At 64.6% G+C, this 11,989-nt stretch carries 12 protein-coding genes; all 12 read right to left on the bottom strand.

All coding sequences use genetic code 11. The annotated features are described in order from the left end of the window. Positions 1-32: 32 nt before the first annotated feature. The gene (locus N6L27_RS05740; RefSeq protein ID WP_271906179.1) at positions 33-338 is read right to left on the bottom strand and encodes a chorismate mutase; all 306 of its coding nucleotides are present in this window, start codon (positions 336-338) and stop codon (positions 33-35) included. 163 nt (positions 339-501) lie between these two features. Next, positions 502-2,178: a formate--tetrahydrofolate ligase gene (locus tag N6L27_RS05745; RefSeq protein WP_271906181.1), complete on the bottom strand. Its 1,677-nt coding sequence runs from the start codon at positions 2,176-2,178 to the stop codon at positions 502-504. Positions 2,179-2,366: 188 nt separating this feature from the next. Next, complete coding sequence (locus N6L27_RS05750; RefSeq protein ID WP_271906183.1) at positions 2,367-2,942, bottom strand: MOSC domain-containing protein; 576 nt, start codon at positions 2,940-2,942, stop codon at positions 2,367-2,369. Positions 2,943-3,104: 162 nt separating this feature from the next. After that, positions 3,105-5,018, bottom strand: a complete 1,914-nt coding sequence (gene ftsH, locus N6L27_RS05755) for an ATP-dependent zinc metalloprotease FtsH (protein WP_271906185.1) — start codon at positions 5,016-5,018, stop codon at positions 3,105-3,107. A 78-nt stretch (positions 5,019-5,096) separates the two neighbouring features. Then, positions 5,097-6,350, bottom strand: coding sequence for a tRNA lysidine(34) synthetase TilS (tilS, locus tag N6L27_RS05760; protein WP_271906187.1), 1,254 nt, complete (start codon positions 6,348-6,350; stop codon positions 5,097-5,099). After that, a complete protein-coding gene (gene ybgF, locus N6L27_RS05765) occupies positions 6,347-7,201 on the bottom strand; it encodes a tol-pal system protein YbgF (RefSeq protein ID WP_442915725.1) in 855 nt (284 codons plus the stop codon). Before ybgF ends, tilS begins: the two co-directional genes overlap by 4 nt. A gap of 4 nt (positions 7,202-7,205) precedes the next feature. Next, positions 7,206-7,712 (bottom strand): peptidoglycan-associated lipoprotein Pal, encoded by a 507-nt coding sequence (pal, locus tag N6L27_RS05770; protein ID WP_271906188.1) that lies wholly within the window; start codon positions 7,710-7,712, stop codon positions 7,206-7,208. A gap of 91 nt (positions 7,713-7,803) precedes the next feature. Further along, positions 7,804-9,129, bottom strand: a complete 1,326-nt coding sequence (gene tolB / locus N6L27_RS05775) for a Tol-Pal system beta propeller repeat protein TolB (RefSeq protein ID WP_271906190.1) — start codon at positions 9,127-9,129, stop codon at positions 7,804-7,806. Next, positions 9,126-10,253, bottom strand: coding sequence for an energy transducer TonB (locus tag N6L27_RS05780; RefSeq protein WP_271906191.1), 1,128 nt, complete (start codon positions 10,251-10,253; stop codon positions 9,126-9,128). Before N6L27_RS05780 ends, tolB begins: the two co-directional genes overlap by 4 nt. Positions 10,254-10,268: 15 nt before the next feature. Further along, positions 10,269-10,760 carry a protein TolR gene (gene tolR, locus N6L27_RS05785; RefSeq protein ID WP_271906193.1) on the bottom strand — a complete coding sequence of 164 codons (492 nt, stop codon included), beginning with the start codon at positions 10,758-10,760 and terminating at the stop codon, positions 10,269-10,271. A gap of 4 nt (positions 10,761-10,764) precedes the next feature. After that, complete coding sequence (gene tolQ, locus N6L27_RS05790) at positions 10,765-11,460, bottom strand: protein TolQ (protein WP_039183467.1); 696 nt, start codon at positions 11,458-11,460, stop codon at positions 10,765-10,767. 108 nt (positions 11,461-11,568) lie between these two features. Then, positions 11,569-11,952, bottom strand: coding sequence for a tol-pal system-associated acyl-CoA thioesterase (ybgC, locus tag N6L27_RS05795; RefSeq protein WP_271906196.1), 384 nt, complete (start codon positions 11,950-11,952; stop codon positions 11,569-11,571). Between the last annotated feature and the right edge of the window lie 37 nt (positions 11,953-11,989).

The raw sequence follows: 11,989 nt of genomic DNA on the forward strand, positions 1-11,989 counted from the left end.
TCTTCCTTTCCTGCGCAGGCATTCGGCCCGCCTTACTCTTCCCGGATCACCCGCGCCTCGCGGGCAATCGACCAGTCCACCAGCTGCCGCCACAGATGCTCGATCAGATCGGGGTCCAGCCCCTGAGCTTCTGCCGCGGCGCGGGCATTCATGACCACTTCCTCAACACGTTCCGGGATCCGCGCCGGCCAGCCGTTCTGTTGCTTCAGCTGGATCGCCCGATCGATATAGCCTGCCCGGACGGCCAGAAGTTGCACCAGCTCAATGTCCAGCCTGTCAATCTGGGCCCGCACCTCTGCCATCGACTGGCAGTCCTGCGGCGGTGTCAGCTTGGTCATGTGTCAGAGCCTCGGCTTTCATTGCTTTGGGCCATATGAGGCTCTGACCATTCTTAGTGGTCGCGCAATTCATTCCGAAAACCGGTTCCCACTTTTCGGATTGCGCTTGAAACTCTCGCGGCCCGGGGATGCCCCCGGGCCGCGAGATGACGCATTTTGCGTCTTAGAACAAGCCTTCGATCTGGCCGTCCTCGTTCAGGCGGATGGTTTCCGCCGCCGGTTTGCGCGGCAGGCCCGGCATGGTCATGATCTCGCCGCAGACCGCAACGATGAAGCCCGCACCGGCGCTGAGGCGCACTTCGCGCACCGGCACCGAGTGGCCCACCGGCGCACCGCGCAGGGACGGGTCGGTCGAGAAGGAGTACTGGGTTTTCGCCATGCAGACCGGCAGGTTGCCGTAGCCCGCGTCTTCCCATTCCTTCAGCTGGTTGCGGATCTTGTTGTCCGCCAGCACCTCGTCGGCGCGGTAGATGCGCTTGGCGATGGTCTCGATCTTCTCGAACAGCGGCATGTCGTCCGGGTAGATCGGCGAGAAGTTGGCGGAACCGGCGTCGACGATCTCGACAACCTTCTCGGCCAGCGGCGCGGAGCCCTCGGAACCCAGCTCCCAGTGGCGCGACAGCACGGCTTCAACGCCGTGGGTGGCGCAGTAGGCCTTGACCGCGTCCACTTCGGCGTCGGTGTCGGTGACGAAGTGGTTGATCGCAACCACAACCGGCACGCCGAAGGATTTGACGTTCTCGATGTGGCGGCCGAGGTTGGCACAGCCGGAGTTCACCGCGTCGACGTTCTCAGCACCGAGGTCCGCCTTGGCAACGCCGCCGTTCATCTTCATCGCGCGCACGGTGGCAACCAGCACAACCGCGGACGGTGCGATGCCTGCCTTGCGGCACTTGATGTTCATGAACTTCTCGGCGCCGAGGTCGGCACCGAAGCCTGCCTCGGTGACGACATAGTCGGCGACTTTCAAGGCGGTCTTGGTGGCAATCACGGAGTTGCAGCCGTGCGCGATGTTGGCGAAGGGGCCGCCGTGCACGAAGGCCGGGTTGTTTTCCAGGGTCTGCACCAGGTTCGGCTGCATCGCGTCTTTCAGCAGGACGGTCATTGCGCCCTCTGCCTTGATGTCGCGGCAGTAGACCGGGGTCTTGTCGCGGCGGTAGGCCACGATGATGTCGCCCAGGCGCTTTTCCAGATCCTTCAGGTCGTTGGCCAGGCACAGGATCGCCATGACTTCCGAGGCCACGGTGATGTCAAAGCCCGCTTCGCGCGGGAAGCCGTTGGACACGCCGCCCAGGGACGCGGTGATGGTGCGCAGGGCGCGGTCGTTCATGTCGACCACACGGCGCCAGGCGACGCGGCGGGTGTCGATGTCGCACTCGTTGCCCCAGTAGATGTGGTTGTCGATCATCGCCGACAGCAGCGAGTGGGCCGAGGTGATCGCGTGGAAGTCGCCGGTGAAGTGGAGGTTCATCTCCTCCATCGGCACGACCTGTGCATAGCCGCCGCCTGCAGCGCCGCCCTTCATGCCGAAGTTCGGGCCCAGCGAAGCCTCGCGGATACAGATCATCGCGTTCTTGCCGATCCGGTTCAGACCGTCGCCCAGGCCCACGGTGGTGGTGGTCTTGCCTTCGCCCGCAGGCGTCGGGTTGATCGCGGTGACCAGGATCAGCTTGCCGTCTTCCTTCGACTGCACAGAGTCGATGAACCCCTGGCTCACCTTCGCCTTGTCATGGCCGTAGGGCAGCAGGTCATCGCTGGAAATCCCGATCTTCGCGCCAATCTCCTGGATCGGCTTCTTCTGCGCCTCACGCGCAATCTCGATGTCACTCTTGTAGCTCATGGCAAGGTTCCTGCTGAGTTTGCATACAATCGCCGGCACAGGGATGCCGGTTTGGCGTTAGACTTAGCCAAAATGCGGCACAATACGCGCGTGATTTCCGACATTATCACGCCTTGATGCGGCGTGGCGTCTTTCGCAGGCCCTGCCAGAGTTCCTTAAAGGAAACGGATTTCCCCGAAAACGGCCGCCTAGGGCGTCCAGGCGCGCTGATCCGGCACAAAGAGCGTCAGTTCGCCGCCCAGCTGCAGACGGCCGGGATGTTCGACCCAGGCGGTGATTCCCCGGCGATTCTGCGCCGCCGGCTTGAAGCGGGCGCCAAAGCCCGCATGATCCTTCTCGATCTCGCGGCCCGGCAGCACGCAGGGGCGGTTTTCCATGTCCACGGTCAGCGTCACCCCATCCGGCCCCTGCAGGCGCGAAGACGGCGGCACGAAGGTGAAGTCCGGAATGCCGCGCAGCACGATGGTTGCGCCGAGATGAACGGGGTCGATGCGGTCCATCCCCATATCCGCCGCGATCAAGGCCAGTTCCTCTTCCGACAGGATGGTCAGCTGGCGCACGTTGCGGATTTCGGTGCCTTGGGGATAGAGGTTTTTCACCCGCACACAGGAGGCGCGATTTTCGCCTTCGTGGCGTCCTCCGGCAATTCCGGCAAACCCCAGGTCCAGCCGCTCCACCGGCGCGGCCCGCAAGCTGCTGCCTGCCGGAACATGTCCCAGCCACGTGATCTCGCCCGTGAATTCCGTTTTCCGCAGCACCGGCATGCCCGCTCTCCCTCGCATAACCCGTTGACGATGCGGCGAGCATACAGGCCGTGCGGGGTGGCACCAGAGGTGCCGTGATGCTTTTTTGTGGTGCTGCAATTCAGCGCCGGAAATGAAAACCCCCGGAGGCCAGCGGCATCCGGGGGTCAAAGCCTAGGGTCATCAGGCGGAGGGCTCAGGCTCCATGCCGCCCTCAGGCGGGGTCTTCTTGGGCTTCGCCTTGGGGATTGCGGTGACCGAGGCGCTGCCCTGATCCTCGCTGTCGTCCTCATCGTCGCCGGCCTGCGGCGGTTCGCCGTTCATCACCCGCTTGATCTCGTCACCGGTCAGGGTCTCGTATTCCAGAAGGCCCTGCGCCAGACGCTCCCATTCCTCGTTCTTGTCCTTGAGGATCTCCAGCGCCTGTTCATAGCCCTGCTGGATGAAGCGTTTGACCTCTTCCTCGATCAGCTCCTTGGTATGGGCTGAGACCGAGAAACCCGCGGTGTTGCCGGAATAGCCTTCGTGGGCTTCGGCATAGTCGATGTTGCCGACTTTGTCCGACATGCCCCAGCGCAGCACCATGGCGCGGGCCAGCTGGCTGGCCTGCTGGATATCGCCGGCCGGACCGTTGGAGACGTGGTCCTCGCCGTATTTGATGACTTCCGCCGCCTTGCCCGCCATGGTCATCGCCAGTTTCTGCTGGCACTCATCGCGGTGGTAGTTCAGCCGGTCCATTTCGGGCAGCGACACCACCATCCCCAGCGCGCCGCCGCGCGGAATGATTGTCGCCTTGTAGACCGGATCGCACAGCGGCAGTGCCAGGCCGACCACGGCGTGGCCAGCCTCGTGGTAAGCGGTCTTTTCCTTCTGGTCCTGGGTCAGCACCATCGAGCGGCGCTCAGCCCCCATCATCACCTTGTCCTTGGCGGATTCGAAATCTTCCATGGTGACAAAACGGCGCCCGACACGCGCGGCCATCAGTGCAGCCTCGTTCACCAGGTTGGCCAGGTCGGCACCGGAGAACCCAGGCGTGCCGCGGGCGATGATGCGCAGATCCACATCCGGACCCAGCGGGGTCTTGCGGGCGTGCACGGCCAGGATCTTTTCGCGGCCTTTGATGTCGGGGTTGCCGACGGTCACGTTGCGGTCAAAGCGGCCGGGGCGCAGCAGCGCCGGGTCCAGCACGTCCTTGCGGTTGGTGGCGGCCAGGATGATGACGCCTTCGTTGGCCTCAAATCCGTCCATTTCCACCAGCAGCTGGTTCAGGGTCTGCTCACGCTCGTCATTACCGCCGCCGTAGCCGGCGCCGCGGTGGCGGCCCACCGCGTCGATCTCGTCGATGAAGACGATGCAGGGCGCGTTCTTCTTGGCCTGCTCGAACATGTCGCGCACGCGGGAGGCGCCGACGCCGACGAACATCTCGACGAAGTCGGAGCCGGAGATGGTGAAGAAGGGCACGCCGGCTTCGCCTGCAATGGCGCGGGCCAGCAGGGTTTTACCGGTGCCCGGAGGGCCGACCAGCAGCGCGCCCTTGGGGATCTTGCCGCCGAGGCGCGAGAATTTCTGCGGATTGCGCAGGAATTCGACGATTTCTTCCAGCTCTTCCTTGGCCTCGTCGATGCCAGCGACATCGTCAAAGGTGACGCGTCCATGCTTCTCTGTCAGCATCTTGGCCTTGGATTTGCCGAATCCCATGGCGCCGCCTTTGCCGCCGCCCTGCATCCGGTTCATGAAGTAGATCCAGACGCCGATCAGCAGCAGGAACGGCAGAAGCGTGATCAGGAAGGACTGGAAGCCCGACTGCTGCTGCTTCTCAGCGCGCACCGGGATGTTCTTCTCGATCAGAAGCGAGGTGACTTCGGCGTCACCCGGCTTGATGGTGACGTAGTTCTGCCCGTCGGTCGTGGTATAGCGGACCTGTTCCCCGTCCAGAGTAACGGTGCTGACCTTGCCGGTCTCCACCGAACTCACGAAGTCCGAAAAAGTGCGTTCACGGCTCTGCATCGTGCTGCCGGAACCGCTGAACAGATTGAACAGCGCCAGAATCAGCAGAAACAGAACAACCCAAAAGGCGATATTGCGAGCGTTGCCCAAGGAAAGTTCTCCCTATCAGTTAGGCGCACCCGTCAGGCCGCCTGCGTTACGCTTAAAATAAGGATCATTCGGGCAGGTTCAATGCGATAAAAGGGATGCAAAGAACTCTTCTTCGTTTGTCACCGTTTCCGCCGACCAGCCATTGCCCATTCCGGCAACTGGAGCAGCCGTCAGTTCGGCCCCGCGCCACACCGCCGGCGAGGACTCCAGCACGGTGCCCGGCACGCCGGTTGCCCGCCAGGACGGGCATTCAAACAGGCCGTCGCGCCCCAAGGGGCGCACTTCGCAACCCTTTGCGTCACCTCCGAAAACCTTCCACCTGTCGTCCCAGATCTGGCCGGGAAGCGAGGTGACGCCTGTGACCGCCTTGGCTTCGCGGCAAATCCAGATCTGTTTGGACGTTGTCAGCAGATGGCAGCCGGACACCGTCGCTGCGCCGCCGCCGCGTGCGGCCAGCACCGCGATTTCCATCGGCACCCGGCGCGGCGGATAGGGAGTGCCCGAAACCCATTGAATCGCTTTAACCAGCAAACGGTAGCCGGTCTCGCTCGGTAAGGTGCGGAATTTGCGCTGGCACAGAACAACCGCCCCCGCCTGCACATGGGCCATGTCACGGGCCGCCAGAAACACGTACCAATCCAGCGCCTCGCGGGCCTTGTTCATGTTTTCCGCAACCCGGGACAGCACCGTTGGCGTCAGGCCCAGCGGTGCCAGATCCGCCAGTGCGCGGCGCGCCCGCACCCGTTCATAGCGCAAGTCGCTGTTGCTGGGATCCTCGCACCATTCAATGCCGCGTTCCTGCAGGAACTGGCGCAATTCGCTTCGGGTCACTTCCAGCAGGGGCCGCACCAGGGTGACGCCCTTGTGCACCCGGCGCGGCGGCATGCCCGACAGCCCGGACACGCCAGAGGCACGGGCCATGCGCATCAGCAGGGTTTCGGCCTGGTCGTCGGCAGTATGCGCCACACAGAGAGTTGTTATGCCATTGCGCCGTGCCCAGCCGCAAAGCAGGTCATAGCGCGCTTCACGGGCCTGTTTTTGCAGATTGCCCTTGCCGGGGCCATCTTGCCACCGGATCACCTCATGTGCGATCCCCAGCCCGGCAGCCGCTTCGCCAACCCAATTGGCCTCTGCCGCCGATTCCGCCCGCAAGCCATGGTCTACCGTTGCTGCCAGCAACTCGACCGGCTCGCCCGCAAATGCTTCCTTCAGAAGATGCAGCAGCGCCATAGAATCACTGCCGCCGGACACCGCAATGCCCAGCTTGCCGGTCAGCCCGGACTGGAACTGCCCGCGCAGCAGCCCCAGGATATCACGCCGCAGCCCCGTCAAGAACAGCCCAGCTTGGCCATTTCCGCCGCCGCCTCGGCCTGTTGCGCAGCACCCGGAAAGCGCACCCCGACTTCGGACAGCGTCACACAGGCCTGATCGGTCTGCCCCAGCCGGCCCAGGGCCGCGCCAAGCTCGAACAGGGCCTTGGGTGCCACCGGCCCGGCCGAGTTGCCGGTAAAGGCCGCAAGATAGGCCCGCGCCGCTTCGCGGGTATCGCCCAGCCCGTCCAGCGCCTTGCCCCGGCTGAATTCGGCGGCTGACGCCAGCGGGCTGCCCGGATAGGACTGGTTGAAGGCCGCGAATTTCTCTGCCGCGTCCTGATACGCACCGTCAGCCAGCAGCTTTTCGGCGGCATCAAAATCTGCCTGTTCGCCAATCGCCAGCTCACCGCCGCCGGTTTCGCCGCCAGCGGTGTCTGCGCCGATGGCAGGCACTGCCGCGCCGCCGGACGCAGGCAGTTCGCCGCCGCCCAGCGTCGTGGTTTCCTTCAGCGCGCCGAGATCGCCGCCTTCCAGCTCAACCAGGCGGAACTCCAGGTCCCCGATGCGGTTGGTGCCGTCGGTGACGATGCGGTCGATCCGGTGATTCATCTGCTCGGTCTGCAGGGTCAGCCGCTGCAGTTCGCTTTCGATTGCGGCGACCCGGTCCAGAACCGTATCGCCGGAAACATCCGCCGAGGGTGCCCCGGTTGTCGACATCTCCCGCTTCAGGCGCTGGATTTCCACATGCAGGACCGTCAGCTCCTGGCGGATGTCCGCCAGCGTCTGGCTGTCCTGCGCCGCCAGCGGCACCGGCAGCATCACGGGCAGCAGCATCATGGAGGCGAAAAATACGGTACGCAGCCGGCTCATGGCTTTACCCCGTCAGCCCGCCGGCCAGCACGGTGACCGCGCGGCGGTTCTTGGAATAACAGGCCTCGTTCGAGCAGATTTCCAGCGGACGCTCCTTGCCAAAGCTCACGACCTTCAGACGGTGGCCTGCAACCCCTTGCGAAATCAGGTATTCCCGCGCGGCGTTGGCACGGCGGGCCCCCAAGGCAAGGTTGTATTCGCGGGTGCCCTGCTCATCGGCGTGGCCCTCGATGGTAACAACATAGTCACCGTTCTGGGTCAGCCAGCGCGCCTGGCCCTGAAGGATGCCCTGGGCCTCAGGCGTCAGCGTCGACTGGTCCACCAGAAACAGCACACGGTCGCCGATGGACTGCTGGAAATAAGCCGGGCTTGCCGGATCCAAGGCGCCTGCCCCGGCACCCGCACCTGCGCCGGCTCCGCCGCCGTTTGCGGTGTCATCCCACCGGTTGTTGCTGCAGGCCGCAAGGCCCAGGACGGCAACAGCCGCAATTGCCAATTTCAAACCGCTCATGTTGTCTGCCTATCCCTTTTGCGTTTCTTGACCGGAAATTAACACATGCCCGGATCAGGTACCATGCGGGTATCCCGCCAATTCACTTCACTCAATTCTGCAATGGCGACCAGGCCGGATCCGAGGCCCCGTCCGGTGTTTTCACAGGTTTAAGGTTGCGCCCGGTGATGTCCACCGAATACAGCAGCGCCCGCCCGGCGCTGCCCTGGCTTTCGCGGGTGAACATGATCACCCGGCCATTGGGCGCCCAGGTCGGCCCCTCGTCCAGGAAGGAGGCCGTCAGCAGCCGCTCCTCACCGCCGTCGGTGCGCATCACACCGATGTGGAAGCGGCCCTTGTTCTGCTTGGTAAAGGCGATCATGTCGCCGCGCGGCGACCATACGGGCGTACCGTAACGGCCCTCGCCGAAGCTGATCCGCCGCGCCTCGCCGCCGCGCGCGGGCATCACATAGAGCTGCTGGCTGCCGGAGCGGTCGCTTTCGAACACGATCTGGCTGCCATCCGGGGAAAACGACGGCGCGGTCTCAATCGAGGGGGCCGAGGTCAGCCGCGACTTGGCGCCGGTTTGGATGTCCATTGAGAACAGGTCGGTATTGCCGCCCTGGGTTTGCGAATAGACGATGGTGCGCCCGTCAGGCGCAAACCGCGGTGCAAAGCTCATGGTGCCGTCGCCGCTGGACAGCACCTTGCGCTGCACCTGGCCCACGTCCAGCACATGGATCTGCGGGAAACCGCTCTCATAGCTGGTATAAAGCACCCGGTCGCCAGAGGGAGAGAACCGCGGCGCCAGCACAATGGAGGCGCTGTTGGTCAGATACTGCACGTTGGCGCCGTCGTAATCCATCACCGCCAGCCGCTTGCGGCGGTCGTTCTTGGGACCGCTTTCGGAGACATAGACAACGCGGCTGTCAAAGTAGCCGCTCTCGCCGGTGATCCGGCTGTAAACCGCATCCGCCACCTTATGCGCCATCCGGCGCCAGCCGTCGGTGGTGCCGTTGAACTGCAGCCCGGTGCCCAGCTCCTTCTCGGCAAAGACGTCATGGCCGCGGAAACGCACCGCCAGCTGGTTGCCGTTGACGCTGACCGCGCCGGTGATCAGCGCCTGCGCGTTCACCGCTTTCCAGTCGGCGTATTTCACCGGGTTGTCGAACCCCGTCACTTTGGAGATATGGGCGCTGGCCGGCACTTCCCGGAACAGCCCGGTGCCGCTCAGGTCGGCTGCAATCACCCGGGCGATCTGGGCAGCATACTCCGAGGCCGCCGGGGTCTCCGGAACGAAATCCGGTACCGCATAGGGCAAGGGTTCGATCACGCCCTGGTCGATCTCGATGCGGAGCGGGCCGTCCTGAGCCATGGCCGCGCCCGCGCCTGCCGCCGCCGCGGCACCGATCAGAAGAGCTGCCAGTATTTTCCTCATTTGATCCGCATCCTTTCAGGATTGAATGTCATCTCAATATCGCGCCATTGCGAATATTTTTCAGGGGGAAGCTGAAAGCCTGCGGACCCGCAGCGGATAATTGCCCGCCGCGCCGCCTCATAAGCCTGCTTTGCCGCCGCCGAAGACCCGCCGGTGCTCGAAAGCATCCGAATCGAGCCTGTGTCCGGCTTGCCGTCCTGCGCCAGAGAGACGCCCACGACCACGGTTGTCATCAGCGCATCCGTAGACAGCGAGCCAACGTTCCAGCAGCGCGACACCTCAACCCGCAGCGCGTCCTTCTCGCCCAGCGTCAGCGGCGGGCCGGAAGGTTCCGGCGCCTCCACATCGGCGCCCCCTGCCAGCGCCTCTGCCAGCGCATCCGCCACCGCATCGGACGTGTCCGCCTGCTCCGGCTCCGCCGGCTGGGCCGCCTCTGTCACCTGCGGTTCCGGTTCCGGCTCGGGCCGGGCTGGCCGGGTCCGGGGACGCTTGGACACCGCCGGCGCAGCCGAGGCCGCCACGTCCTCGCCCTCGTTTTCCTCGGTCACGATCCGGTCGCTGGCGGCCTCGCGTGCAGTGGCTTCCTGCGTTTCTTGCTCGGTCTCGGCGCTTTCTTCAGGCGCGACTTCAGGCTGAACGATATCGTCGATCCTGGTGTCCGGTTCCGGCGGCGCAACCGGTTCCGGTGCCACCCGGTCCACGGGGCGTGGTGCTGTTTCCGGCCGGACCTGCGGCACCAGTGAGGAGATTTCCGGCTCTTCCGCGGCAGATGGCACCTCAACCGGCACTTCGGGTTCCGGCGGCTGTTCCGGCAGGTCTGTCACCTGCGGGTCAGGCTCTGCCGGTTCCAGCGGCTCCGGCTGGGTGATCTCCGGCTCCGGGTCCGGCTGCGGCGCGGGCTCCGGTGCGGGCTGCACCGCGGCGGGCTCATTCAGCGGCGCAGGTTCCGGCGACACCTGCGGCGCCTGGCGCTGCTGGCTCAGCTTCTCGAACTGCTCCGCGGAAATCAGCGCCACCTGCTGCACGTTGGACGGCAGGGGTTCGGACGGGAACCAGGCGCCGAAGACAACCCATGTCATCAACAGCCCATGGCCTGCCAGCGAGATTTTGGTTCCGGTCTGCACCCTGTGCGTCCCCGCCTACTGCCCCGTGCCTTCGGCCTGCCGCCCGTCCAAGGCCGGGCCGCCGGTGTCAGTCACCAGCCCCACATTGGAAAAACCGCCCGCGTTCAGCGCGCCCATCACCTGCATGACGTCCGCATAGGCGATCCGCCCATCGGCGCGCAGGAACACCCGGTCCGAGGAGCGTTCTGCCGCAATCGCCCGCAGTTTGGACACAAGTTCCTCGCGCGCCACCGGCGTTGTCTGGATCTCCACCCCGCCCCCGGCGGTCATGGTGACAGTCAGCGGTTCCTCCTCATCGCCGGGCAGTGCGCCTGCGGCGGTTTTGGGCAGCTCAACCGGCACGCCCACGGTCATCAGCGGCGCCGCCACCATGAAGATGATCAGAAGCACCAGCATGACGTCCACAAATGGCGTCACGTTGATTTCGGACATCGGCGCGCCCCGGCGGCGGCGGCGGCCCCGGCGGCGGTCGCCGCCTCCCGAAGGCTGCTGGACTGCGGCGCCCATGGCCTCAGGAATCCAGCTGGCGGCTGAGGATGGTGGCGAACTCATCGGCAAAGGCCTCGTAGCCGCCGATGATGCGGTCGCTGTCCGCGCTCAGCTTGTTGTAGAAGACCACCGCCGGGATCGCCGCCAAGAGGCCCAGGCCGGTCGCCATCAGCGCCTCAGCAATGCCCGGCGCCACAACGGCGAGGTTGGTGTTCTGCTGCTCGGCAATTTCGATAAAGGCGGTCATGATGCCCCAGACGGTGCCGAAGAGGCCCACGAAGGGCGCGGTGGAACCCACGGTTGCCAGCACCGACAGCCCGCCTTGCAGGCCTTCGGTCTCCTTGGCGATGGCGACATCCATCGACCGGTCGATACGTGCTTGCGCGCCGGGGATCAGCCCGCCATCGCTGCGGTGGCTGCGGCGCCACTCGCTCATCCCGGCCGAGAAAATCCGCGCCGCCTGGCCCGAGGGTTCGGACCCCAGCCGCTCAAACAGCTCATCCAGCGGGTTGCCGGACCAGAACGCCCGGTCAAAGGCATCCGCTTCCCGGCGGGCAAGACGGTAGTTGATGGTTTTCTGGATGATGATGCCCCAGGACCAGATCGAGGCCCCCACCAGCATCAGCATCACCAGTTTCACGGTTACGGTGGCCCGCGCGAAAAGGCCCCACATGGAGAAATCAATCTCCTGCGCCAGCGCCAGAGTTTCTGCTTCCATTCGCCTGCTCTACGGTTTTTTCCCAGCCGTTTATCCGGCCTTATTTGGCAAGACGCTAGCGCAGATCAATGGCAAAGGCCATTAAAACAGGCACACGGGGGCCAAATGTTACCGCAATGCGCGAATCTCTGCCGGAAGCCGGGCCGGTTTGCCGCCCGTTGTGATGCAAACAATGGTGACCTGGGCACGGAACAGCGGCTGGCCGCCGCGGGTGACTTCCTGATTCAGGACCATCCGGGCAGGCGTTACATTGTGCATGGAGGTGGTGACCAGCAGTTCCTCGTCGAACCTGGCAGGCGCCAGGTAATCCGCTTCGATCCGGCGCACCACATAGATCAGCCCGCCCTCGCGCATGGCGTTCTGATCAACGCCAATGCCGCGCACCCAGTCGCTGCGGGCGCGCTCGATGAAGCGCAGGTAGTTGGCGTGATAGACAATCCCGCCCATGTCGGTGTCCTCGTAATAGACCCGGACGGGAAATTGGTGGTTCATTGCCTGCTCCTTGCGTTTACGCGCACCCTATGGACCG

This window comes from Leisingera sp. SS27, assembly GCF_028368855.1.
In the GTDB taxonomy this organism is placed as follows: Bacteria; Pseudomonadota; Alphaproteobacteria; order Rhodobacterales; family Rhodobacteraceae; genus Leisingera.